Consider the following 24,756-nt stretch of genomic DNA (forward strand, 5'->3'; position numbering starts at 1 on the left):
CCCTCAAAGCCGGTCGTGCGTTCCGTTAGAACGCACTTTCCGGGATCAAAATGACATCCCCAGGCAAGACCGGGACGTTTGCCGCGATGTTCCCTTTACGGAGGAGGTCATCAAGGCGCAGTCGATATGACTGGCGATCCTCGCCATGGCCACGGATAAGAACGGCGCGATTACCCGCTGCAAATTCTGTCAAACCGCCAACAGCCACCATAACGTCCAGCGTGGTCATGCCAGCTTGATAGGGAAGGGCGATCGGCTTTTGCGCCTCACCAAGCACGCGGACCTGTTGGTCAAATGTTGACGAGAAATTGCTGACGATGACGGTAACTTCCGGCGCACGGACAAACTCACGCAAAACGCCTTCGAGATCCGTTGCTAGGGTCGATGGTGTTTTACCGGCTGCGACCATGTCTTCCACCAATGGGGTAGAAATGCGGCCATCCGGGCGAACAGTTACATTGGTTGAGAGTTCCGGCGCGCGCCAAACAAAGATTTCAAGCTGATCAAGCGGCCCAATCAAGTAGTCTGGTGCGGTTGCGGCTGCTGCGCTGGCGTTAGTCGGCGCTGCCTCTAATTTTTCGCCTCCGATAGACGAACAGGCAGCAAGAATTCCGAATACCGCGACGGCAGCGAAAAGTCGTGCAAATTCAATTAATTTATTCATATTCCTAACCTCTATGGCGTCCAGTGAGCTATGGGTCGGCGCGATAGCCCCGTTTGTCGCACAATAGTCTAAAGGCAACGCAAATTCTTTGCCATGCCCCTTAAGTTTTGCGCCGTAAAACGTCGAATTTTGGCCTGAACTGAAAAACTGGCCATTTACCCTCTCAGAGATGTCCGCTGATTCCGGAAAAATCCGTACCGCAAATGCGTAAATTATCGGCTTCCTAGGCCGAAAAGGGCCACACGGACGGTCATCAGAACAATCATTAAATCCAGCAATGGGGAAAAGTGGCGCATGTAGTAAAGGTCATAACGAAGTTTATTGCGCGCGCCTTCGACCGAAGCGGCATATTCGTATTTTACCTGTGCCCATCCGGTAATGCCTGGTTTAATCAAATGCCGGCAGTGATAAAGCGGGATTTCCTGTTCCAATTCGAGAACGAATTCAGGGCGTTCTGGCCTTGGGCCGACAAAGCTCATCTCGCCGCGCAGAACATTGATCGCTTGCGGGATCTCGTCGATTCGAAACTTGCGAATCACGTGCCCAACCCGGGTTATGCGACTGTCTTTTACCGCGGCGTATTGCGGTCCGTTCGCTTCGGCATTGGTGATCATTGAGCGAAATTTATAAACCTCGAAAACGCGCCCACCATAGCCAACACGCTTTTGACGATAGAGAATAGGGCCGGGGCTATCGAGTTTTATGAGTGCGGCTGTGACCAAGAGCAAAGGGGCCAGAAAAACCAGCAAGGACAAGCTAAAAGCGATGTCCAATAGGCGTTTTATCCCTGCACTGACCGGTGCATTCATCTTGGCGGCGGCTTCGGTCAGCTCGCGTGATTGCGCCATTTCATCTGGATTTGCAGGTGTTACGGGCCCGCCGCCAGTCGCGCTTTCGGGCGCGCCTTCGCGACGATAAATAATATCGTGTTCTAGCCTAAATTCACCTGCGTGCAGCAAACGCGCTGATGCAACGATGCAAAGCATCGCGAGCAAAAGCGCGAGCGCATAGATAATAATCATCCCCCACTCCAACTATGCCACGATGCAGTAAAGTGATTGTGCTACTGCTATGGCCCTTCCACTGTCCGAAAACGCAACAATCGAAGTCCTCTACCGCATAATGCATGCCTAACAAAAAGTTAAGATGGTAAATGGGACAATGTTGTGAATTACGCGGTTTTTATTTGGAGTTTTAAGGTGAGGATGGCGAAGAAATTAGAAGAGCGAAAAAATTATCGCCCACATACCGCCAGCAGTTGCAAACCACACCAAAGCACACGCACATACTGGGAGCCGGTCGGCTTCGACAACCGATTGTTCGTCAGTAGATTTTATTGTTGCTGTGGTCATAGTGGTTCACTTTCCTAGCGAATGAACGAACTCTATGAGGCATAGCTTCAAGAAACTCTTAATGAATGCTCAGTCTACGGGACTATTTTAACATCCGCTCGTTAAGAATGTTCCATATTATGCGCCTTACGACACTAAAACCTACGGACTTTTATGCGTATCCTGCTTTTTTCGACGTTGTTTCCCAACGCAAAACAGCCATCACATGGGGTGTTCGTTGAAAATAGATTGCGCGCCTATCTCGAAAATTACGATGCAGACATAAAAGTCATTGCGCCGGTGCCTTGGTTTCCTTTTCGCCATTCGGCATTTGGCGAATATGCAGTGTCGGCAAGTGTGCCATTTCGGGAAAACCGGAACGGCATTGATATCTTGCACCCTCGGTATGTCATCCCGCCGAAGATAGCGATGCATGTTGCGCCTAGTTCACTTACACATTGTTTGGATAAAGCTGTTCGAAATCTTCGGGATGAGGGGTGGGATTTCGACTTTATTGACGGACATTATCTTTACCCGGACGGTGTTGCAGCGACAAGGATTGCACGCCGCTATGACAAGCCGATTGTTTTGACCGGGCGAGGAACCGATATCAATTTACTGCCGTCTTTCAAGGGGCCTCGAAAAGCGATTTTAGAGGCCGCGAACAGAGCAGATCATATCATCACAGTTGCCGCAGCGCTGAAAGATGAACTGGCCCGACTGGGCGTCGCGAAGGAAAAGGTCTCGGTTCTGCGAAACGGTGTTGACCTGAAATTATTTCGCCCTGCCGACCGGGATGAAGAACGCCGCGCTCTTGGGGTGGATGGACCAGTTCTCGCGAGTGTCGGTCATCTTATTGACCGCAAAGGCCATGACCTTGTAATTCAAGCACTTTCTGAAATTGAAAACGCCACATTGATTATCGCCGGAGAGGGACCGGAACGAGATAATCTCGCGACGCTTGCAAAGCGTTTGGGTCTTGAAAACCGTGTTAAATTTTTAGGACGCATTGCGCATAACGAGCTTTACCGGGTTTATTCCGCCGCCGATGTCTTGGTTCTCGCATCCTCGCGAGAGGGGTGGCCAAATGTTCTGTTAGAGGCGCTTGCTTGCGGAACGCCTTGTGTCGCCACAAATGTCTGGGGTTCTGGCGAGGTTATAAATGCGCCTGCGGCCGGGCGATTGGTGAACAACCGTACGGCAAAGGAAATCGCAGCGGAAACAAACACACTGTTAAATGACTTGCCGCCCCGCCAGGAAACAAGAGTGTATGCGGAGCAATATTCGTGGGAAGAAACCGCGCATGGCATGCAACGCATTTTCAAGGCGCTGCATGAGAAAGCAACTGCCCGAAAGTCAATTTCCATCAATCCAATCACGCCGCTAAACGCCGACAAGAGACCAAAGCTGATTGTTACAGTTGATACGGAAGAGGAGTTCGACTGGAATGAATTTCACAATATGCGCTTGTCCGTTAGTGACATTCGAGGCGTTCAAATATTTCAGGAAGTTTGCGAAGCATTCGAAGCAAAGCCGCTTTATTTTGTAACGTCGCCTTTATTGGAGGATAAGCGAACGGCCGAATATTTTCGCGCCTTGAAAGACGCGCGACGTGCGGATTTCGGAATTCATTTGCACCAATGGGCGACGTCGCCGGGCGATTTTCCGAGCGAATATTATTCTTTCCAGATGAACCTGCCGCGTGAAGTCTTGCGAGAAAAATTACAAAATATGGCTGCGCAATATGAGGCAGCGTTTGGCGACATTGCACGGAGCCATCGGGCCGGGCGCTATGGCATTGCGCGAGAGGATTATGCCTATCTTGCTGAAATTGGGATAAAATATGATTTCAGCCCGAGCGCGGGATTCGATTTTCACACTGTCGGCGGACCTGATTTTTCAGATATGACGAATATGCCATTTATGATCTCTGGACCGGATTGGGCAATAAACGTTACGCCTGTCTCTGGGGCCAAGGCATTTGTAAAGTCACGAAAATTTCTCTCGCAGGAAATCAATAGCCGCAGCTTTTCTCATCGTAAGGATGATCGCCTGAGTTCGGTGAAGCGCGCTTTGCGATTATCGCCTGAGGGGGCTGGCCTTGAAGATTTGAAAGCGCTGACCAGTCATCTGATCAAGGAAGAAACGCCTGTTCTCAGTTTCAGTCTTCATTCGACGTCGTTCGTGCCAGGCGGCAATGATTACGCGAAGAGCAGTAGCGATGTCGAAGAAATATTACGCAGAACGGCGGATTATCTGGCGTGGTTTAAAGATGAGATTGGCGGAGACATTGTCGATCTCTCAGCCCTAGAGCGGCTATACGCCAAGCCTTTCATCGCTTAACACCCCGTTAATCATAAAGCGGGTATTTTCTCTATATTGCGAATATAGGGGATGCCGTCATGTTGGCCTCTGAAATACTGCGCGTCGTTTTCGGATTTGTCGTTGTGCTCGGCATGATCGGGCTTGCGGCATACGCTGCGCAAAAAGCGGGGCTCAGCACCATGAATGGTGTTACGGGGCGCAAGAAACGGCTTTCCTTGCGAGAGGTTTTGCCGCTTGATGCACGTCGGCGTGTAGCGATCATAAAATGTGACGATACGGAATATCTAATCATGCTCGGGCCGCAAGGTGAAACCGTGATCGATAAGGAGCTGAAGCCTTCGGTTGAGCACGCCGAAACTGAAGACCAGCTGCAAAATGCTTTGGCAGGGCCGCTGGGAAATATCGCAAGTTTCGCTTCGAAAATTCGTGCTACCGGAAAACATGCTGCCTAACCGTACGGGGTGCGCCGCAGCAAAAACCTTTATACATCCGTGATGACCCATCGGCTTATGCCGCTTGGCTTGCTTTGAAAGAATAGGTAAGCTGTTAACCAAGGGTATTGGTAAAGACGGGGAACCTGCAATGATAAGAATTATTCTACCGCTTGCGATTGTTGCGGCGATGTTTTTGGGGCCTATGTATTCTTACCCATCGGATAATCCGGTGAGTGGGCGGTCTGAACAATCTATTGTGACAGGTGATAAATTCATCGGGGGTGTCATTAACTGCGTGCGCAGATTGGAAGTCCCACTCGGTAAAGAGTGCGCGTCGGAAGCGGTTGTCAATAAATCAAAATTGCCTAGTCAGGTCATGTCTCTCGCCGCGGTGATCTCCATCGCAGCCGCAGCGATCGGCGTTGTTGGCTTGCTGCCATTCATTGGCCGGCTGACGAGTATCGTGACATTGCTGGCTGGTTTGTCCGCGCTCTGTGCGATGGGTATTTTCCTCGCAACGATGATGGGCACGAAAACAGGTTTGCCGGCGGTGCAGTGGGGGGCTTATCTCGCAGCGGGTCTTGCATTGGTGACCACAATTAGCGGCCTATCAGGCATGCGGGGACGATAAACGGTTTTTCTATCAAAGCGTTTCGAAGGCTATTCCGTAATCTGACAAGTCAGTGGAATATAAAAAAAGCCGCTCCTATGAGCGGCTTTTTCAATTTGGATACTGCTGTCTCGATTAACGCAGAGGTGAACGGCCCGCGTTCAAAAATGACGGTGTCTCATTTGCAGCCGCTGGGCGTTCCGCCATTTCGGCAGTTTCATCGTTGGATGATGTAACCGGGCGAGGGGCCGGTGCTGGTGCCGATGGACGTGCCCGCCGGAAATCTTTCGCAGACGTCTCGGAGAGTGGGTCATCGGAATGACGGCAGTTGCCCTCGAAATGCGCGCCAGTTTCAACCGATAGCGAGCTATGAAGAATGTCGCCTTGAATATGCGCTGTAGAAGCAAGAGAAACCGACTTCGCGCGAATGCCGCCTTCAACGCGGCCACGAACGGTTACGGTTTCGCAAATCACTTCGCCTTTTACAGAAGCTTTTTCGCCAATGATCAAAGAGCCAGCTTTGACGTCGCCTTCGAGCGAGCCGTCGAACTGAATTTCGCCCGCTGAGTTGATATTGCCGCGCATGACAACGTCAGATGAAATGATTGATGGTACTCCAGCTGACTTCATTACGCCTGATCCTTTTCTCGACGATTGTTGTGCATTGCCTTGCTGAGCAACGACCTCTTTTGGTGGATTGCCCTGCGACTTTGAGTCGAGAGATTTATTCGGTTTAGCTTTCGAAAACATATCTACCTGCCTCAATGAATCGGCGAGGATTGAGTGGTTTTCCTTTGAACAGCACTTCGTAATGTACGTGCGGCCCGGTTGAACGACCACTTGATCCCAATTCCCCCACCTTGTCGTGAAGTTTTACCTTCTGCCCCGTCTTAACTGATATGCGATTCATATGCGCATAACGCGTAACAAACCCGTTCCCGTGGTTGATTTCAACAACCCGCCCAAAACCAGAACGTGTGCCCGCGAATTTTACCACACCATCCGCGGTCGCTGTAATGGGCGATGCCCATGGTGCAGCAAAATCTACGCCATAATGGCGTGAATACTTGCCGTTAATTGGATCGCGGCGGATACCAAACGAACTTGTAAAGCGTCGGCCAACGATGAGCGGCGATGAAAGAGGAACATTCTGCATTGCTTTTTGCAGTGCAGCTAATTCGTCTACCGCTGCTGCTGTGCGGTTAGCGTGCTTATAAAACTTGGCCGCTGCTTCATCGCCACCAGAGATATCGATAAAGGGGCCGCCCTGCGCTAACGTAATATTTGAAATCTTTGCCGGGGTAACAACGGAATCTAACGGAACCCCTGCGCTTTTCAGGATCATTTGTAGCTGTTCACGCTTGTTATTCGCTTTTTCTTCGAGCGACGCGAGCAGTAGCATCTGTTCGGTATAAAGATCCGCAGCCGCCTTATTCATGGAATGGATTGCGTCCGAGGCAGTGCCGCCAGGCGTAATATCCCGAACTTGTTCGGCCCCTTGGCGGCGTGTTGCTTCGATCCGCGATTGGCGCGGTGTTGGTTCGCCCGGCGTTACGTCAATCATAACACGATTGCCGTTTGTCGGCCGTTGACCACTTGGCCCGCCGGCTTCAGCCAGACCTGCGGCGAGGGTATCTAGGCCCTGATCGATCGCAGTTTTCCGTTCAACCATATTTTGCAGCAGCTGATGCCGCGCGGAGATGTCCGCCATGGTTTCATCGAAATTCTGTTTGATGATTAAATTGAGCTCGCTGACATCGTCATAGGCCTCCTGCGCATCGCGGATACGCTTGGAGTAGGTCGTTTCCATGATCCGGCTGTCGCGATCCTTTGCAACGATGATTTGTTCTTTAAAAACAACGTTAACCGAGGCATAGGCGACCCAGAGCAGGGCAGCCCCTATCACTGTGGCAAGAGCGATCTGGCTCTTGCTCGACATGGAAATAAAATGAACGACGCCATCACTACGATGATAGATCTGCCGCTCTTTAAAGATACGGCTAAGAACGCGCCTGACTTTGCCGGAACGACGGCTCATTAAACATACGCCCCTTGGAAGCGCGAACTCACGCTACGATGCCACCCCTGTCGGTATAGCAACCCAAAACTGAACATTACGCAATACTTATGTGATCGTGTAACGCTAATTTCCGCATTCTTTATCACAGAATTCTGTTTTACGCCCGGTTTAGTTTCAAATCGGTTCATAAAACGGACGATTGAGACCAGCTTTTTCACGTGCATCATGGTTAAAAGGCGGTTTGAGCTCACCAGCGAAGTATATTTTCCTGAGCTTATGGAATGTTTCTGTGACATTTAGATTTCGCGCAGCGCAAATTCTGTCGAACCAATGTTTTCCACAGGCCACGTGACCGACTTCTTCACGATATATCACAGCCAATATATCAGCACTTGCGTCATCGCCCACAGAGCGTAGGCGTGCCATCATATCCGGCGTCACGTCAAGTCCTCTCGCTTCCAAAATGAGTGGTGCAATTGCTAACCGGGCGAGAACATTTTCTTTTGTTTTTTCAGCGCTCTCCCAAAGCCCATTATGGGCAAGGTGGTCGCCATAACACGCACCTAATTCGTTAAGGCGGGCCTCGATCATACTGAAATGGCGTGCTTCCTCGCCGCCGATCCTTACCCAATCCTCAACAAAGGCGTCAGCCTCGAGCCCTGTTGCCGCGATCTCGCTGGCAAAGCGCGCGGCCATGTCGAAGGCGAGGTCGATAGCGTTAAATTCGATGTGCGCGACCGCATGGAGCAGTGAAATCCGTCCCTCAACGGAACCAAAGCGCCGTTTTGGCACATCGCCTGGATTGGCCAATATCGGCCGATCGGGCCGGGCCGGCTGGGCTGGCGGGGCGGGAAGGTTGCTGAGGTCAATGTCGAGCCGCCCTTCCCGCAGCGCATCGGCCTTTGCGGCCGCCGCGACTTTATCTGCCGGGGCAGCTGCCGAGAGAACTGCAATGGCTGCGTCCAAAATCATCGCCTAAAGCTCTTTGACCGCCGCCAAGACCTCTTCGGCATGGCCAGCAACCTTAACTTTGCGCCAAATTTTTTGAATGACGCCTTTGTCGTCAATGAGAAACGTCGAACGCTCGATCCCCATATATTTGCGGCCATACATGTTCTTTTCGACCCAAACGCCGAATTTCTCGGTAACGCTGCCGTCTTCATCAGCCCCGAGTACAACTTTCAGGTCATGTTTATCCTTGAATTTCTGGTGTTTTGCGACCGTATCGCGAGACATGCCGATCACCACAGCGCCCGCGCGCTTAAATTTGGCAATGTCTTCGGAAAAGGCGATCGCCTCCTTAGTGCAGCCCGGCGTGTCATCTTTTGGGTAGAAATAAAGAACGACTTTTTTGCCGAGATAATCTTTGAGGCGCGCGCTTTCGCCATTATCGAGTGTAAATGAAACCGCAGGTGCTTTTTTTCCTTCTGCAATCGTGATGGCCATAATCTATCCCTAATCTTGTGCTTCTATGGCGGCGCAACATATCTGGCAGATTGAAATTCGCCAGCCTTTGCTATCAACAATTCTCTCATAACTTGCGGATAAACAGATTGGCCACTACCGGTATAACATTGCGACGTCCAAATGGGGCTGGCATTGTGCAGCAATTGATTAGTGTCGCGGGGTATGCGGCTGCATGAAAAAGCGGGCCTTGAAATCGGCTATTGTAGCGTTGGAAGTTGTCGCGATCGCGATTGCTATCGTCGCTGCCGCTTTATTCTTCCTTTATTGGCGACTAGGCCAGGGGCCAGTGTCGCTCGATATATTCAAGCGCAGCGTTGAATATTCTATCGAGCAACGGACGCCTGATGATTTCGGCGCGTCGATTGCGTCGATTGAATTGTTACGTGCTGACGCGCGCGACGAATATATGTTGCGCCTTAAAGATACCAGAATTCTCGATGCGGATAATGAGGTTGCGGCCGCCGCACCTGAAATTCTGCTTACCTTCACACTGGGTGATATTTTCAATGGTGAGATAGGCCCAAAGACCATCTTGGCGGATGGGGCGAGCTTTCGAATTATTCGCCGCAAAAATCTGAATGTTGATATCCCGATCGTTGGAAAGAAAACGCCCAAGAAAAAAACCACGCCGCGATTTTCCAATATCAAGAATTTGCCAATCCTGAAAACTGCATTTTCTTCCGCATCGATCAGCAATGCAAAAATTACCTTCCTCGACGAAGCCTCGGGCCGGGCATGGGCGACAGAGAATGCTGAAGTGAATCTCACGAGAGATGATGAAGGCTTAATCGCCTCAGTGCTCGGCGCAATCGACATGGATGGCCAGCAGGCATCAATCGATGCAAATGCGAATTATCGTTCTACGAACGGCGTTGTAAATGTTGTCGTCGATGGTGTGAATTTTCCGATTGGTGACATCTTAAGTACCTTTTACGGAGATGGAGCGGCCTTTATCGATGCGCCCGCGAGTGGCCGCGCCGTTATCGCATTCACGGCCAGCGGCAATGTGTTGTCTTCTCAATTCGATGCACAAATTGGTGAGGGTTATCTTGAATTCGCCGGAGACCGTCGCGCCATTTCGATGATCGAATGGGAAACCGGCTTTGATCCTATACGGAATATTTTTACAATCGAAAATCTTGCCTATGAGGTTGAAGGCGTGAGCGGTGCACTTGGGGGCGAGGTCGCGGTCTCCTTTGGTGATGATATTCGTGAACCTGAGCGAATTTCGTTTGATTTAGAAACTGATGAAACGGTCCTTGATTTGCCGGGATGGCTGTCTACGCCGATGAGCCTGCAATCCGGTAAGTTGGTTGGGCAATACCTATTGGCTGAGCGCCGCCTAACGGTGCGATCACTAAAAGTCGATGTCGCTGAATTAAGTGCGGATGGCTCATTGTCTGTCGTATTACCGCGCCGTCGTGATGATGGTATCAAACCTTCACCCGGTGTCATTGCGAATATCGATATCGATGGCACACTGAACCCGGAGCGACTATTAGCGATCTGGCCAATGACAATCGCAATGGGTGCGCGCGATTGGGTGGTTGACCGATTAAAAAACGCGACCATAGAAAATATCGACTTTTCGATGAACTTGGTTCCCGGTGCAGTCGGTCCCGATGGCGGTCTTCCCGACGAAGCCATGGCGCTTTCATTTGACGCTAAAAATGTCCGGGCGAATTACATCAAGGGCATGACCCCGCTGACGAATGGCCGCGGACGAGGGATGCTGCGCGGAAACTCTTTTCTTCTCGAAGTGGACGCAGCGCGTTTGGGCGACATCGCCATTACAAAAGGCGAGGTTTCATTCCCGGTATTTATTCCGAAATGGGAACCAACCTATTACCGCTTTACCGCCGAAGGTGAAGCGAGTTCGATGCTGTCTGTCCTCGACGAAAAGCCATTATCGTTATTATCCAAGGCAGAATTCAAACCGAGCCAATTTTCGGGAAGTGCCGTTGCGCAAGTTGAGATCATGCGCCCCAATAAGCGGGACGTCGCGCCGGAAGAATATGAATATAAGGGCCTTGCAACATTTGACGACATGCAGATCTCTGAGTTGATCGGCGACACGCAGATTTCAAACGCCAAAGGGAAGGTCGAATTGGCGACGCGTTCATTGACTGTTTCAGCGGATGCGAAACTGGCTGATGATGCGCCCATCAATCTTATTTGGCGGAAGAATTTCTACCTTCAGGATGGCCCGTCTTCGATCAAACTGACCGGCGAATTCGATAGTTCAACCGGTGATCTATTTGGTATCGCTTCACGGCAATATCTCCGTGGACCCGTTAAATTCGATGCGGCGGCAACCGGTGAGATCGGTGCGTTCAAGCAGATGGATCTCTCGGCTGATTTTACGAACTCCGCTTTGACATTTGATGCGTTGGGTTGGCGCAAACCAGCGGGGACGGCGGCAAGCGGTAAGGTTTCAATCGATTTTACATCGGATGAGATCACCGTTGACAGTTTGTCGATCAATGGGCCGAGCGTGAATGTTGGTGGAGAGATTGCCTTCGCTCCTGACGGCGAGCTGCTCAGCGCTTCACTAAAACAATTCTATCTCGAGAACGCAGCCGATCTGGCGCTGACTGCGGAACGCGATGCAACTGGCGTTCTGGCGCTCACGGCGATTGGCGATTTCTTGAACGCAGGCGCGTTTATTGAAACGATATTGAGTGACGCTGGCGGCACCGGTGGCGGTGGATTTAGCTGGGGTAAGGGCATTTATGTTCAGGCGCGAATTGACCAGATCGCTATGCGCAATGGGGTCGAATATCGCGTTGGTGCGCTTGATTTGCGGCGCGATGCGGAGAGACTTCAGGAGCTCGATTTCTCCGCTTTTGATATGAACGGCACACCGATCAAAGCAAACATGACGTTCACTGGCGCTGAGGAAGGATCGCAACGGGCGATTGAAGCACAAACAAGTCAGATTGGTGATTTGATGCGGGGTGTGTTTGGTGTTGAGTCCATTAATGGCGGCGAGGGGATTATGAAGCTCGCGCTCCATTCGACGGGCACGCCCGGCTTTGAGGGCGAACTCGAAGCACGAAACCTGACTGTCGTGGATACACCGCTTCTCGCGCGGATCTTTTCGGCCGGATCCCTTGATGGGCTCGCCAATCTTATGAATGGTGCCGGCATTGATTTTTCCTATGCCTACGGAAAATTTGATTATGGCGACGGTCGCCTAGAGGTCGACTCCATGAGGGCCACCGGGTCATCAGTTGGGATTAGCGCCGAAGGTCATATTGATATTGGTGCCGATGGCCACGCGGATTTGTCCGGTGCAGTGGCTCCGATATACGCGATCAATTCCGCCTTAGGAAACGCGCCCATCATTGGCGATATTCTGGTTGGTAAAAAAGGCGAAGGGATTTTAGCCTTTTCCTATCGCGTGTCCGGTGAGGTCGGAAATCCTTCGGTTTTTGTGAACCCGCTCTCCGCGCTGACGCCCGGTATCTTCCGGCAAATATTCCAGCCGCAGAACACCGATGATGTTGCGCCCATGGCGGAACAAGCGCCGCCTCCAGCACCTGAACCAGAGTTGGATCAGGTGCCAGAAAACCCATGATCAGGAAATTCGGATTATTGCGTGTTTCTTCTTCCCGACGGAGATTTTGATCGCATCGTCGCGAATATCATCCGTAGAAAGATTACGCTCTTCCTTGACCGGCTCGTCATTAACTTTGAGCGCGCCGGCCTTTATGTGACGCCGGGCTTCGCCTTTTGACGCGCAAAGCCCTGCGGTGATGAACTGATCAATCAACGGTGCGCCCGCTGAAATTGCATCGGCGCTAAGATCGACCGTTGGTAAGTCACCGCCCAAGCCGCCTTGTTCAAAGGTTTTTTGTGCAGTTGCCGCGGCCCGTTCTGCGGCTTCGCGGCCATGGAGAAGGGCCGTGGCCTCGGTCGCAAGGATCTTTTTCGCTTCGTTGATTTCAGCGCCTTCGAGTGCTGCCAATCGGCGGACCTCATCCATTGGCAAAATCGTGTAGCGCGCGAGAAGCGTTTCAACATCTGCGTCTTCTGCATTGCGCCAGTACTGCCAATAGTCATAGGGCGAGAACATATCTTCGTTTAGCCAAACAGCACCGCCGACAGTCTTGCCCATCTTGCCACCTGACGCAGTGGTCAATAGCGGCGTCGTCAGTCCAAAGACTTCTTTACTGTCGACGCGTCGACATAATTCCACGCCATTGATGATGTTTCCCCATTGGTCAGAGCCGCCCATTTGAAGGGTGCAATTCTGGCGGTTCAACAGTTCATGGAAATCATATGCCTGCATCAGCATGTAATTGAATTCTAGGAATGTCATCGGGCTTTCGCGTTCAAGCCGCAGCTTCACGCTGTCAAAAGCCAGCATGCGGTTGATGGTGAAGTGAACACCATAGTCGCGGAGAAACTCGATATACCCAAGTTTGGAAAGCCAATCATCATTATTGACCATGATCGCATCAGTGGGGCCATCGCCGAATTTCAAGAATTTCGAGAACACGGTTTTGATCGAATTCATGTTGTCGATGATATCCTGATCGGAAAGCAGCTTACGCTGTTCGTCTTTCCCGGTCGGATCGCCGACTTTCGTCGTTCCGCCGCCCATCAGCGCGATAGGGCGGTGTCCTGTCTGCTGCATCCAATAAAGCAGCATGATCTGGATCAAGCCCCCGGCGTGGAGTGACTTTGCCGTCGCATCAAAGCCGATATAACCGGTGACAATCTCTTTGCTGGCGGCGTCATCAAGACCCTCAAGGTTCGTGCCTTGGGCGATAAAACCGCGTTCATTGAGAATGCGTAGGAAGTCGGATTTGAAACTCATTGCGTCTGTCATTTTTATCTCTGTCGTCGGGGCATAATGCCAATATGTGCGCCCCCTAGCATGATGGGCCCGGATTTCCAACGAATTCGGCCGAGGTTTGGGAATTGATTAAGATTGCCTTCAGGCTTTGTGGCGACTCTGGCTAAGTTCAGGGAGTGCAACTAGCAGGTAATATGAGTGAAGTTCTGACCGCTATTGGTTTGATGAGCGGTACCTCTGTCGACGGGATTGAGGTCGCACTGCTAAACACCGATGGCGACGTCATTCTGGAAGCCGGGCCAACGCTGCAATTTCCCTATAGCCGCGATCTCAAAGTCTGGATTCACCGGGCGATGAAAGCCGCGCTAGAGGGACGGGATGGGGCATCCGAAATCGGCAAAGCCGCCGGCGAAGTCACCTTGGCCCATATATCGGCGGTGGAAGCTTTCCTTGAGGAAACTGGCATCAAGCGTAAAGATGTGGACGTAATCGGATTTCATGGTCACACCATTTTACATAATCCGCGCACCCAGCCGGACAGCCTCGGACGCGCATGGCAGATCGGAGACGGGAGCGTTCTGGCTGAAGAGACGCGCATCGACGTAATCAACAATTTCCGAAGTGCGGATATTGCGGCAGGCGGCGACGGCGCACCATTCATGCCAGTCTATTATCGGGCGCTCATTGCGGCCATGGAAGAGCGCCCCGAATGTGCGGTCGGTGTGATTGATCTCGGTGAGAAATCCACCATTACCTATGTGCCGGAAAACGCGCACGCGACTGAATTGATCGCTTTTGACGGCGGTCCGGGCAACAAGCTTGTTCGTGAGTGGTTGGCTCTGAAAACAGGCGAGCCAAGAGATGAAGACGGGGCAACTGCGCTAGCCGGTAGGGTGGATGAAGAAGCGCTCAGAATGCTGTTGCTGTCGCCCTATCTTCGGCGAAAACCGCCAAAAACTCTCGATCGCTTCGATTTCAAATTAGACCACCTAAAATCGCTCACAGTCGAGGACGGGGCCGCAACGCTTACCGCGCTGACCGCGGCTTGTATCGAGCGGGCAGAGGCGTTTTATCCTGAATTGCCGGGCGGGTATATTGTGTGCGGCAGTGGCCGCCATAACCCAGCGATGATGCAGGCATTGCAAGAACGACTAGACGCGCCAGTTGTCTCCGCGGAGGAAGCAGGCTGGCGAGGCGATGATCTTGAGGCGGAATGTTTCGCTTATCTCGCGGTGCGCAGTCTCAAAAAACTGCCGCTTAGCTTCCCCATGACGACCCGGGCACCGCGACCGATGCTCGGTGGGGTATTTCACCGAGCACCAATTTAAGCTTCGCTTGGGGTTTCCTCCCGTGGCCGGCGTATGCGGCCAAATGCAATGAATAGCATTGCCAAGGCAGTTATTTCGAGCACACCCGCAAAGATGAAGGGCGCACCGGGGAAATAGAATGGTGCGCCATCAGGGAAGATCGTCAGGCTAAATAGTGTGTATGGTGTGTTGGGCGAAGAAAATGCCGAAAAGGTCTGGGTCATCACCCAAGGCCCGATAATCATCGACAGGCTCATGATTGCGGCGATTGCCCCTTGCAATTCACCTTGCGCATTGGCGGGCATGGTGCGTGACATAATTCCCTGAAGTGACGGCTGCGCTAATCCGCCGAGCGCGGAGAAAGCGATAACTGCATAAACCATCCATCCCTGTGATGCGAAAGCAAAAAGGACATAAGCCGTTGCGGTGATGCTCATAGCCGTAATGGCGGATGCCCGTTCGCCGATTTTGGGTATGATGATCCGGGTCAGGCCGCCTTGGACAATCGCAGACATTAAGCCAACGAACATCAATGAGGCTCCGATCAATGACGGCGTCCACGCAAATTTTTCTTCGGCGTAGTAAGACCAAATCGATGGATAGGTCCAATGGGCAATCTGCGCAAAGAACAATACAAGCGCAATCGGCAGCATTGTTGGATATTTTGCGAATTGATTAAAGCTGCCAAAGGCATTCGCACGTTTCCATTCGAATTTTCTACGGTTTTCCGGCTTTAAAGTTTCTGGCAGCGCAAACATGCCAAAGATGAAATTAATCGCGCCGGTCGCCGCAACAAAAAAGAACGGTGCGCGGGGACCGTAATGATCCCCTAACAGCCCGCCTATACCGGGGCCGATGATAAACCCTAAGCCGAAGGCTGCGCCCATCAGGCCAAAATTTGCGGCGCGCTTTTCGGGTGGCGATATGTCGGCAATATAGGCATTGGCCGTTGAGAATGTTGCCGCAAACGCGCCGGCCAACATTCTTGCGATCACAATAAGGCCAATCACAGGCGCAAGTGCCATGACCAAAAAATCAAGCGAATAGGCTGCAAGCGACGTTAGCAAAACGGGTCGCCGTCCAAAACGATCAGACAATCCGCCAATAATCGGCATCATGAGGAACTGCATCGCGGCATAGGCAACGGCGAGATAGCCGCCCCATTTTGCAGCAGCGGAAATGCCTTCGCCGGTTACCTCCATAATCAGTTGTGGCATGACCGGCATGATCACACCGTAACCAATCATGTTGAGCATGACGGTGATGAAGATAAATAACAGGGCGTAGCGGCCCGGGGCTCTCGCCATTATCGCTGACTTTCTTGAGAAGCGGAATTAATGATTGGTGTGATCTTGAGTGCGGTTATCTGATTGCGTCGCCGACGAAGAATTTTGAAACGGAAACCGTGGAATGAAAATGTCTGGCCAACATCGGGGATAGATTGTGCATCATGTATCACGAGACCGGCGACCGTTACGGCTTCATCATCTGGCAGGTTCCAATCCATAGCACGGTTCAGGTCTCGAATGGTGACATCGCCATCAACATTTAGTGAGCCATCGCCTTGCGGGCGCACACCGAGCACCGGACTGTCATGCTCGTCTTCGATCTCCCCTACGATTTCCTCAAGGATATCTTCGAGGGTCACGAGCCCCATCAGCGCCCCATATTCATCAACGATTAGCGCGACATGTTCCTGTTTACGCTTAAAGGCATCTAGCTGTTCTTGCAGCGTCGTCGTCTCTGGCGCGAAATAGGGATCGCGCGCCAACGCTTCAAAATCGATCGCATTGGCATTGCCTTCTGCATCCCATAAGGCGCGCAACAAATCTTTGGCGTGCAGGATGCCGATAATATTGTCCGGGTTCTCCCGATAGAGCGGCAAACGTGTATGCGCGCTTTTCAGGGCCTGACGAATGATCGCGTCTTTTGGGCTGTCGAGATCAAGCATCTCAATTGATTTGCGGTGGACCATGATCTCTTCTGTGCGAATATCTTCGAGATCAAGCGCGCCGCGAATGAGGTCTCGCGCATCTTTATCAACACGGCCCTCGGAATGATGAAGATCAATCGCACCGCGCAATTCTTCCTGCGCCGTGAAAACCGCGCTGTCCTTGGAGATATCAAGACCAAAAATTTTAAACGCCGTGCGTACGATCATCTGGATCAGCCAAGTGATGGGCGCAAAGACGACAACCACCCAACGCATAAGAGGCGCAACGAGCATTGCAAAGGCATCGGGCCGGGCAATGGCTGCGGTCTTAGGCGATACTTCAGCAAAGACCAGAACGAGGACGGTCATCGTCGCGGTCGCAAGGCCTGTAGCCACGATAGATGCGCCGAAAAGCGTGTTAAAAACACTTGCCGCAATGACCGATGCCAGAATGTTCACAAGATTATTGCCAAGCAAGATCGCACCGATCAGGCGTTCTCGATCTCTTATCAATAGATTGACGCGGCGCGCATTCGCATTGCCGTCACTCTCAAGCTTATGCATCCGCGCTTTTGACGTCGCGGTGAGGGCTGTTTCCGATCCTGAGAAAAAGGCGGACAATGCCAATAGGAAAAATATAATTCCTATAGAGACAAATACGGATGGGTCTATTTCTGACATAGCGTGATTGACTGGCATCAGCGGCCAGTTTTCTCCTTTAGGAAAGCAGATACGTCATCAATGTTGGCGTCTTTTACGATCCGGCTGCCGCCGATAGCGTCGGCAAGAATGAGCGTAAGGGCACCATGTTCGACTTTTTTGTCCTGTTTCATGAACTCAACCAAAGTTGACGCGGGGGGCACTTCGGGGAGGTCATGAACATCGACGGGAAGGTCACATGCCCCTAAATGCGATTTGACGCGCTCGGCATCATCAGGGTTGCACATGCCAAGCCGCGCCGAATATTCGAATGCCAAGACCATCCCAAGCGCGACGCCTTCGCCATGAAGTAATTTTTCGGAATAGCCAAAGGCAGCTTCAAAAGCATGTCCGAAAGTATGGCCGAGATTTAAAAGTGCGCGCTTGCCACGCTCTTGTTCATCCGCGCCAACAATTGCGGCCTTGGCTTCGCAGGATTTTTTGACGGCCCGGATACGCGCAGAGGCATCTCCGGCTAAAAGTGCTGTGCCTTGTTTTTCGAGCCAGGCAAAAAACGGCTCATCATCGATCAGCCCGTATTTAACAACTTCAGCATAACCCGCCCGCAACTCGCGGGGCGAGAGCGTATTGAGGCTCGCAGTATCGGCGATCACGATCGAGGGTTGATGGAACGCGCCAATAAGGTTTTTCCCTTGCGGTGCGTTGATGGCGGTTTTCCCGCCAACGGCGCTATCGACCTGCGCCAGTAAAGTAGTCGGAATCTGCGCGAATCGGCATCCGCGCCGCAAGACTGCGCAGGCAAAGCCCGTCAAATCACCGATCACCCCGCCGCCAAAGGCAATGACAATATCGTCACGCTCGACGCCTAAATCTAAAAGCCGACCCGTCAGTTTCTGAAATTCGTCGAAAGATTTTGTGGCTTCACCGGGTTTTAGAATGATGAAATCGGTTTCAATGCCAGCAAGTCCGGCTTTTAGCGAAGCGCCCTGAGCGGCGAAGACATTTTCATCCGTGACAACGACAACCCGCTTGCGTTTGAGAAGTGGCGAGAGGAATTCACCAGCCTTACCGAGAATATTCTCGCCAATCTGGATGTCATAAGCGCGATCACCAAGCGGGACGCGTACAATTTCTGTCGTCATTATTTGTCTTCCTCGCGCGGGCTTAAAAGCCACGGGCTCGAATCAAGCTTTTCCAAAATTACTTCAACGGTTTTGTTATGCGGCCCCGGTTGGGTGTGCACATGAATATCTGCTGCGCGATAATAGTCTTCGCGCTCTTTTAACAGGCGTTTTAGCGTCTCACGCGGATCGCCATTTTGCAAAAGAGGGCGTGTATCGCGGCGTCCCGCTCGCTTAATGATTGTTTCGATATCCGCCTCAATCCAGATCGAAAGAGTCTTTTCCGCGATCAGGGCGCGGGTTTCCGCATTGGTCAGGGCACCCCCGCCAGTTGCGAGAACATGGGGCGGTCCGTCCAAAAGCCGCTTGATTACACGGGCTTCACCCTCGCGGAAACTGGCCTCGCCATGGGTTTTGAATAGGTCGGAAACGCTCATTCCGGCGGCTTTTTCGATTTCCTGATCGGCGTCGAAAAATGGTAGGCCGAGATGGGGCGCGAGGCGCCGCCCGATAGTGGTTTTACCTACACCCATCATGCCGACCAATACGACGGGACGGGTAGTTTTTAATTCCGGATATTTGCGAGATTGCGTCATGACGGGTAGATGTAGGGGAGCACGCAAGCGGATGCTAGCCGGAATTCAGTATTTCCCTGAGCTTCGGCTAGGTCTAATATTGCGTTTGGGGTCTAGGCCGGACAAAGTCTGGCCGGGTATTGCTGGGGTTAGATAGGGCCGAACATTCGTGCGGCCTCTGTCACATATTGGAGGAGCAAGGGCGTGCGTTTCTTTGCGATCGTATTTTTATTGGCATTAGCGGGTCTTGTTGGGTTGTTTGTGTATGGCCAGATGATGGAGCCCGAAGTTCGCGAGATCGAAGTGGATGCCAACTATGTTGCCCAATAAGCGCTCAAAAAATCTAAAAGGACTAGCCGCAATTATCGTCGCCAGTGCGGTCACCCCCTTCGCGGTGGCGCAGATCGCCGCACCGGACGTTGTGGAAAGCGCGCCAATTGCGACGGATGCATTTGCGATTGGTGGCATTAGCCCCGCCGAAGGGGCGTTGCCCAGCTCGCTTTGGGATAGAAGCGACCCTCAGACACTTGAATATTTGCTCGGTCATTTACCGGCGCGTCCGGTATCGCCAAGTATTGGTCAGGCAATGCGTCGGACTTTGTTATCGTCTGGTACGAAACCAAGTGGTGCAAGCCCATCGCTGGGCGGGCGGAAATTGCTGGCGCTGACGCGAGCAGGCTTCGTTACGGAGGCACGCGACATTGCAAGTCTCGCAACATCTGGTCGATCTGACCTGACTGTCGCCGAGGCCGATGCGACAATCAATTTGCTTACGAATAACCTCGAAGCCGCGTGTCGCCGCGGTGCGTCGCTTAATGGCGGGCGCGAGGCATTGTTCTGGGTGCGGCTACGAGCCTTTTGCTATGCGCGCGCGGGTGAACTTGATGCGTTTGACCTCACCATGAATCTTCTGCGCGAGCGCGGCGCGCTGAAAGGTGATGACGAAACACTGCTATTGGCGGTGGCGGGTGCTGAGCCGAAAACCATGCCGACCGTAACTACTGCTATTCAATATGCTGCCGCGAAGTCGGCCGGGCTTTCACTGGATGCGGGCGCGGTGGCGAATGCACAAGGCGGGGTGTTGGCTGCGATCGCGGACGACACAGAAGCCGATAAGAGCTTGCGAATTGCGGCATTGGAACAATTGGTTGCCATGGGAGTCGCGGATATTACGCAACTTAAAGGTCTGTTCAATGAAATGAGTTTCGAAGTCGCAGAGCTTGGTGCGGTGATGGATATCGCCCAAGAACGCCCTGCGGATGCGGGCATTGATGCGATGCTCTATCAATCCATTGGGGCAATGAACGCACCGGAATTCATTCGCGATAAGGCGCAGCGTATCTCCTTTGCACTCAGCCGCGCAGATAGCTTCCATCGCGCATATAGCCTTGCCCATCTTTATGCGGATGAAATCGCAAGTCTTGAGGGTGTATTGGTAACGCCAGAAGAGGCTTCACGTTTTGCCGTCGCGCGCATGGCTGTTGGTGATAGCGTCGGCGCAGGTCGCTGGCTAACGGCGATGATCGGCACCAATGAAAGTGTTGCTGCATTGCCAGAACCACTCGGACTGGCTTTCATTGATCGCGTCAATCTTTTGTCCAATCTCGACCCACAGACCGCTGCCCGCATCGCGCGGGCGGCGGGGGTATCGCTGCTGACTGATGAGCCGGCGCAAGCTGCAGGTGTTTCATCTCATGAAGACCCAAGCGTCACGGCCCGGATTTTAACCGCTGCCTTTGATGCGGTTGCTGGCGAGAAACAGGGGCAGGCCAGTCTTGCGGCCCTCGCAGCCTCAGCGGGAAAGGGGCCTGAAAATGGCGAAGTGGAAATGGTCGTGATCGGCGAAGGGCTTAATGCGGCGGGTATGCCGGAGCTTCGCCGATTGCACGAATTTGAACGCGCTTGGGCAGCGACATTTGTTTCAGGCGCATCAACCGAGGATGCCACTTCGCACGACGGCGACGGATTTGTACCGCGCATTAAACCGCGGGTGAATTAATAAAACTGAATGAATGAGCCCAAGGAGATCAGGCAATCAAATGCGCGCCTGATTGAAGCATTCCTGGAAATGATGGCGGTCGAACGCGCGGCCGCCGCAAACACGCTCAAGAATTACGGACGTGATCTTGAGCGCTTTGCGAGTTTTGTCCTGCCACGCGGCGACGCACTCCAAACTGCCGGGGCAGATGACATTGCCGCATGGCTGTCCGCGCTGGAGGCAGAGGGCCTTGCCGCGTCGACGGCTGCGCTCAAGACATCAGCGCTCAGGCAGTTCTATCAATTTCTCTACAGTGAAAATTACCGTGCGGATAATCCGACGGCATCGATTGAACGGCCCAAAACGCGCAGACCCCTGCCCAAAGTGCTAACAGCAGAAGAAGTCACCGCCCTGTTTGAGGCTGCGGAACAAGATAAAAGCCCGAAGGGGATGCGCATGATGGCGCTTCTGGAGGTCCTTTATGCGGCGGGCTTACGGGTGTCAGAGCTTGTGGGATTACCGCTGGCAGCGGTCCGCCGGGGGGAGCGGTTACTGATTATTCGCGGAAAAGGCGACAAAGAGCGCATGGCACCGTTGACCGGACGGGCGCTAGAAGCCGTTGATGCGTATCTGTCATGCCGTGATCGGTTTCTGTCCAATGAGGGGGATAGCTCACCATGGATGTTCCCCTCGCGGGGGAAAACCGGACATCTGACCGCCGCGCGGTTTGCGCAAATGTTGAAGGACCTTGCGGTTGAGGCCGGGTTAACCCCGTCGAAAATATCTCCGCACGTGCTGCGGCACGCCTTTGCCACCCACCTATTGGAAGGCGGGGCGGATTTGCGAAGCGTACAGCAAATGCTGGGGCATGCGGACATTACCACCACCCAGATTTACACCCATGTGGCACAGGATCGCCTGAAAGATCTGGTGTTTTCCAAACATCCGTTAGCAAAGAAGCAGGGGAAATAACTCTAATATTGGGGTCAAATCGGCCTGATTCTGGTTTGAAATCGCCGTCGGCCCTCTGTAGTGTCCGGAAAAAACGATGAGTAAGTAAAAATTATGCGCACCTATCTCGATTTTGAAAAACCAATCGCTGAGCTAGAAGGCCGGATTGCGGATTTGCGCCAGATGGATGGCGACGCTGGGGTTAATGTGGACGAAGAGATCGAAAAGCTCCAATCCAAAGCAGATGCGATGCTTGCGGACTCCTATGCCAAGCTAACCCGCTGGCAAAAAGTGCAGGTGGCGCGTCATGCGTCTCGCCCGCATTTTTCGGACTATGTCAGCCAGCTTGTCGATGATTTCACACCGCTTGCCGGGGACCGCGCATTTGGTGAGGATGCGGCTATTCTTGGCGGGCCAGCGCGCCTGCGCGGCCACCCCATTATGCTGATTGGTCACGAAAAAGGCGCCGATACCGCCAGCCGTGTTGCCCATAATTTCGGCATGGCACGGCCAGAAGGCTATCGCAAAGCAATGCGCTTAATGGATATGGCCGAACGGTTTAACCTGCCTGTCGTAACCCTTGTTGATACGTCCGGAGCCTATCCGGGGCGCGGCGCGGAGGAGCGCGGTCAGGCAGAGGCGATTGCTTCGTGCACGGAGAAATGCCTTGGGCTTAACTCGCCGCTTGTGTCGGTTATCGTCGGCGAGGGTGGTTCCGGTGGCGCGGTTGCGCTTGCTGCCGGTAACAAGGTTCTGATGCTTGAGCATTCTGTTTATTCAGTCATCTCGCCGGAAGGGTGCGCGTCGATCCTATGGAAAGACGCCGCCGGTAAGGGCGAAAACAAAGCGCCTGACGCCGCGGAGGCCATGCGTATTTCCGCTCAGGATCTTCTGGAATTAGGCGTGATCGACAGCATTATCCCCGAACCAATTGGCGGTGCGCATCGCGATGCGCGGCTGACGATTGAGCGATTGGGTGATGCGGTGGAAACCTCGCTACGTGAGCTCGAACAGCTTGCGCCCGAAGAGCTCAAACGACAGCGCCGCGAGAAATTCCTCGCGATCGGTCGTGTCGGTCTGTCTTAATAAGACCAGATCAGCAAGGCCAACAGGAACAAGGTTCCGCCGAGCAGCAAAAAGAATACGGGCGATAATCGCGGCCCCAAGGAAAGCTTCTTCGGCGGGACGATAAATTCGTCTGCGTCATCTGCGTGATCATTTTCCATTGGGTGGTTTTCCCAGCCTTGCTGCGTTGCGGTAGTATTTAACCGCGCGAAAGCACCCCAGTCAAAACAACATCGCCATTTTGGCGGATTTCAATATTGGAACCGTCATGGAAATCGGGAAGGGCATGGCCCTTCGCTGAGGAAAAGCGCCCCACGGCGCGGCCATTTTTTATGGCAATGGTTGCAGCGTGACTGCCATCAACGTGAATTTCTGCAGATCGGCCCGCAATACCGCGCAGTACTACTGAGAGAGATTTGGTGCCGTTTTTACCCTGATATAGGCCAATCATGCCGCGGCCGGTGAAGCCGCTGACCCCGATCAGCACCGCCTTGTACCCAGATCGAATTCTGGGCATCAGGTGTAAGATATGGCCAAACATTTAATGTCCCCCCGGACAGCTTTTCGAAAGGCGACTATAGCGCAGAAAAGTTAATCCGGGGAAAAGGTCATGAAAATATAGCGTTAGCGCTATTCTTCACCGTGATATTCGCCTTCTGGCGTCTCATAGGCGAGGCGACGATCAAGATAGGTTTCGGCGGTCGAGATAAACTCCTCGACATGGTTGGTGAAGAAGTGATCAGCACCGGGGACCGTCTGGAACTCGACCTTGCGGCCTTTTTGGGTGCGCGTCCGCTCTACCATGCCGCTTGTTTCCTCTGGCGCGCAGATCCGGTCCATTTCGCCGTGAATCACTACGCCTGATGACGGGCAAGGCGCGAGGAAAGAGAAGTCGTAGAGATTTGCGGGTGTAGAGCCGGCAATGAATCCAACAATTTCAGGACGGCGCATAAGAAGCTGCATTGCGATCCATGAACCGAAGGAAAAGCCAGCAACCCAGCTAAAGGGCGCATTCGGGTTGATCTGCTGCATATAATCGAGCGCTGTCGCGGCATCTGCCAATTCGCCCTGGCCTTGGTCGTATTCGCCCTGGCTACGGCCAACACCACGGAAATTAAACCGCATTGTCGAAAAGCCGCGGCGCACGAACATCTGATAAAGTTCATAAGTGGCGCGGTTATTCATCGTCCCGCCAAATTGCGGATGGGGATGGAGCACAAGCGCAACCGGCGGATTTTCGCCCTTTCCTTTTTGATAGCGGCCTTCAAGGCGTCCTTCCGGACCGGCGAAAATCACTTCTGGCATCGTCACCCTTCTCAATAATCTCGGGCTGGGGATGAATACCCCAGCATTTTACTTCGAACTCGACCCCGAGATTGTCACAAATCGCTGAAAAAACAGGTTACACCGCGCATTTTTTGGCCGTGTTAATGTTGACTGTTTTAGTCGGATTTCTTATCTCGGCTTCAAACGGGGTCCTCTGGCGGGCGCGTATAGCATGTTTTTGCCGT

Annotated in this window: 23 protein-coding genes; 9 read left to right on the forward strand and 14 right to left on the reverse strand. The window is 52.7% G+C overall.

The features are described from left to right. Nucleotides 1–25 precede the first annotated feature (25 nt). The gene (locus tag ABFZ83_RS01560; RefSeq protein WP_411817681.1) at nt 26–664 is read right to left on the reverse strand and encodes an XrtA/PEP-CTERM system exopolysaccharide export protein; all 639 of its coding nucleotides are present in this window, start codon (nt 662–664) and stop codon (nt 26–28) included. A 212-nt stretch (nt 665–876) separates the two neighbouring features. Further along, on the reverse strand, nt 877–1,686 hold the full coding sequence (locus ABFZ83_RS01565; RefSeq protein ID WP_411817682.1) for an exopolysaccharide biosynthesis polyprenyl glycosylphosphotransferase: 810 nt from the start codon (nt 1,684–1,686) through the stop codon (nt 877–879). Nucleotides 1,687–2,169: 483 nt separating this feature from the next. Here ABFZ83_RS01565 and ABFZ83_RS01570 point away from each other — a divergent pair, with 483 nt between their 5' ends. The 3 genes from ABFZ83_RS01570 to ABFZ83_RS01580 all read left to right on the forward strand — a co-directional run bounded on the left by ABFZ83_RS01570 (nt 2,170) and on the right by ABFZ83_RS01580 (nt 5,385). Next, entirely contained in the window at nt 2,170–4,338 is a 2,169-nt protein-coding gene (locus tag ABFZ83_RS01570; RefSeq protein ID WP_411817683.1) for a glycosyltransferase, read from the forward strand. Nucleotides 4,339–4,397: 59 nt separating this feature from the next. Next, nucleotides 4,398–4,772 carry a flagellar biosynthetic protein FliO gene (locus ABFZ83_RS01575; protein WP_411817684.1) on the forward strand — a complete coding sequence of 125 codons (375 nt, stop codon included), beginning with the start codon at nt 4,398–4,400 and terminating at the stop codon, nt 4,770–4,772. 130 nt (nt 4,773–4,902) lie between these two features. Next, entirely contained in the window at nt 4,903–5,385 is a 483-nt protein-coding gene (locus tag ABFZ83_RS01580; protein ID WP_411817685.1) for a hypothetical protein, read from the forward strand. Nucleotides 5,386–5,499: 114 nt separating this feature from the next. Here ABFZ83_RS01580 and ABFZ83_RS01585 read toward each other — a convergent pair whose 3' ends face one another. The 4 genes from ABFZ83_RS01585 to bcp form a co-directional block, all read right to left on the reverse strand. Next, nucleotides 5,500–5,994, reverse strand: a complete 495-nt coding sequence (locus ABFZ83_RS01585; protein WP_411817686.1) for a bactofilin family protein — start codon at nt 5,992–5,994, stop codon at nt 5,500–5,502. A gap of 103 nt (nt 5,995–6,097) precedes the next feature. After that, the gene (locus tag ABFZ83_RS01590) at nt 6,098–7,402 is read right to left on the reverse strand and encodes a M23 family metallopeptidase (RefSeq protein ID WP_411817687.1); all 1,305 of its coding nucleotides are present in this window, start codon (nt 7,400–7,402) and stop codon (nt 6,098–6,100) included. 156 nt (nt 7,403–7,558) lie between these two features. Beyond that, nucleotides 7,559–8,356, reverse strand: a complete 798-nt coding sequence (locus ABFZ83_RS01595; protein ID WP_411817688.1) for a ferritin-like domain-containing protein — start codon at nt 8,354–8,356, stop codon at nt 7,559–7,561. A gap of 3 nt (nt 8,357–8,359) precedes the next feature. Then, nucleotides 8,360–8,830 (reverse strand): thioredoxin-dependent thiol peroxidase, encoded by a 471-nt coding sequence (gene bcp, locus ABFZ83_RS01600; RefSeq protein WP_411817689.1) that lies wholly within the window; start codon nt 8,828–8,830, stop codon nt 8,360–8,362. Between the two features lie 193 nt (nt 8,831–9,023). On the opposite strand from bcp, the gene ABFZ83_RS01605 reads away from it, so the two are divergent. Next, the gene (locus ABFZ83_RS01605; protein ID WP_411817690.1) at nt 9,024–12,431 is read left to right on the forward strand and encodes an AsmA-like C-terminal domain-containing protein; all 3,408 of its coding nucleotides are present in this window, start codon (nt 9,024–9,026) and stop codon (nt 12,429–12,431) included. Here ABFZ83_RS01605 and tyrS read toward each other — a convergent pair whose 3' ends face one another. Beyond that, nucleotides 12,432–13,688, reverse strand: coding sequence for a tyrosine--tRNA ligase (tyrS, locus tag ABFZ83_RS01610; protein WP_411817691.1), 1,257 nt, complete (start codon nt 13,686–13,688; stop codon nt 12,432–12,434). Nucleotides 13,689–13,849: 161 nt separating this feature from the next. On the opposite strand from tyrS, the gene ABFZ83_RS01615 reads away from it, so the two are divergent. Next, a complete protein-coding gene (locus ABFZ83_RS01615; protein ID WP_411817692.1) occupies nt 13,850–14,983 on the forward strand; it encodes an anhydro-N-acetylmuramic acid kinase in 1,134 nt (377 codons plus the stop codon). On the opposite strand, the gene ABFZ83_RS01620 is transcribed toward ABFZ83_RS01615, so the two are convergent. Genes ABFZ83_RS01620 through ABFZ83_RS01635 form a run of 4 tightly spaced genes read right to left on the reverse strand, consistent with a single transcriptional unit; the run spans nt 14,980 to nt 19,272 of the window. After that, on the reverse strand, nt 14,980–16,269 hold the full coding sequence (locus tag ABFZ83_RS01620; protein ID WP_411817693.1) for a TCR/Tet family MFS transporter: 1,290 nt from the start codon (nt 16,267–16,269) through the stop codon (nt 14,980–14,982). The genes ABFZ83_RS01615 and ABFZ83_RS01620 overlap by 4 nt on opposite strands. Next, entirely contained in the window at nt 16,269–17,594 is a 1,326-nt protein-coding gene (locus ABFZ83_RS01625) for an HlyC/CorC family transporter (RefSeq protein WP_411817694.1), read from the reverse strand. The genes ABFZ83_RS01620 and ABFZ83_RS01625 overlap by 1 nt, the downstream gene beginning before the upstream one ends. Continuing rightward, nucleotides 17,594–18,697 carry a 3-dehydroquinate synthase gene (gene aroB / locus ABFZ83_RS01630; protein WP_411817695.1) on the reverse strand — a complete coding sequence of 368 codons (1,104 nt, stop codon included), beginning with the start codon at nt 18,695–18,697 and terminating at the stop codon, nt 17,594–17,596. The genes ABFZ83_RS01625 and aroB overlap by 1 nt, the downstream gene beginning before the upstream one ends. Next, a complete protein-coding gene (locus tag ABFZ83_RS01635) occupies nt 18,697–19,272 on the reverse strand; it encodes a shikimate kinase (RefSeq protein ID WP_411817696.1) in 576 nt (191 codons plus the stop codon). Before ABFZ83_RS01635 ends, aroB begins: the two co-directional genes overlap by 1 nt. Nucleotides 19,273–19,455: 183 nt before the next feature. Between ABFZ83_RS01635 and ABFZ83_RS01640 the strand changes: the two genes are divergently transcribed. The 4 genes from ABFZ83_RS01640 to ABFZ83_RS01655 all read left to right on the forward strand — a co-directional run bounded on the left by ABFZ83_RS01640 (nt 19,456) and on the right by ABFZ83_RS01655 (nt 23,266). Continuing rightward, nucleotides 19,456–19,581 (forward strand): hypothetical protein, encoded by a 126-nt coding sequence (locus ABFZ83_RS01640; protein ID WP_411817697.1) that lies wholly within the window; start codon nt 19,456–19,458, stop codon nt 19,579–19,581. Beyond that, a complete protein-coding gene (locus ABFZ83_RS01645) occupies nt 19,568–21,250 on the forward strand; it encodes a hypothetical protein (RefSeq protein WP_411817698.1) in 1,683 nt (560 codons plus the stop codon). Before ABFZ83_RS01640 ends, ABFZ83_RS01645 begins: the two co-directional genes overlap by 14 nt. Before the next feature lie 9 nt (nt 21,251–21,259). Further along, nucleotides 21,260–22,201, forward strand: coding sequence for a site-specific tyrosine recombinase XerD (locus ABFZ83_RS01650; RefSeq protein WP_411817699.1), 942 nt, complete (start codon nt 21,260–21,262; stop codon nt 22,199–22,201). 93 nt (nt 22,202–22,294) lie between these two features. After that, nucleotides 22,295–23,266 (forward strand): acetyl-CoA carboxylase carboxyltransferase subunit alpha, encoded by a 972-nt coding sequence (locus tag ABFZ83_RS01655; protein ID WP_411817700.1) that lies wholly within the window; start codon nt 22,295–22,297, stop codon nt 23,264–23,266. On the opposite strand, the gene ABFZ83_RS01660 is transcribed toward ABFZ83_RS01655, so the two are convergent. The 3 genes from ABFZ83_RS01660 to ABFZ83_RS01670 form a co-directional block, all read right to left on the reverse strand. Then, a complete protein-coding gene (locus ABFZ83_RS01660; protein ID WP_411817701.1) occupies nt 23,263–23,406 on the reverse strand; it encodes a hypothetical protein in 144 nt (47 codons plus the stop codon). The genes ABFZ83_RS01655 and ABFZ83_RS01660 overlap by 4 nt on opposite strands. A 38-nt stretch (nt 23,407–23,444) precedes the next feature. Then, nucleotides 23,445–23,786, reverse strand: coding sequence for a hypothetical protein (locus tag ABFZ83_RS01665; RefSeq protein WP_411817702.1), 342 nt, complete (start codon nt 23,784–23,786; stop codon nt 23,445–23,447). 89 nt (nt 23,787–23,875) lie between these two features. After that, entirely contained in the window at nt 23,876–24,550 is a 675-nt protein-coding gene (locus tag ABFZ83_RS01670; protein ID WP_411817703.1) for an alpha/beta hydrolase, read from the reverse strand. Nucleotides 24,551–24,756 lie beyond the last annotated feature (206 nt).

Origin of the sequence: Hyphococcus formosus (assembly GCF_046736345.1) — a bacterium.
Lineage (GTDB): Bacteria > Pseudomonadota > Alphaproteobacteria > Caulobacterales > Parvularculaceae > Hyphococcus > Hyphococcus formosus.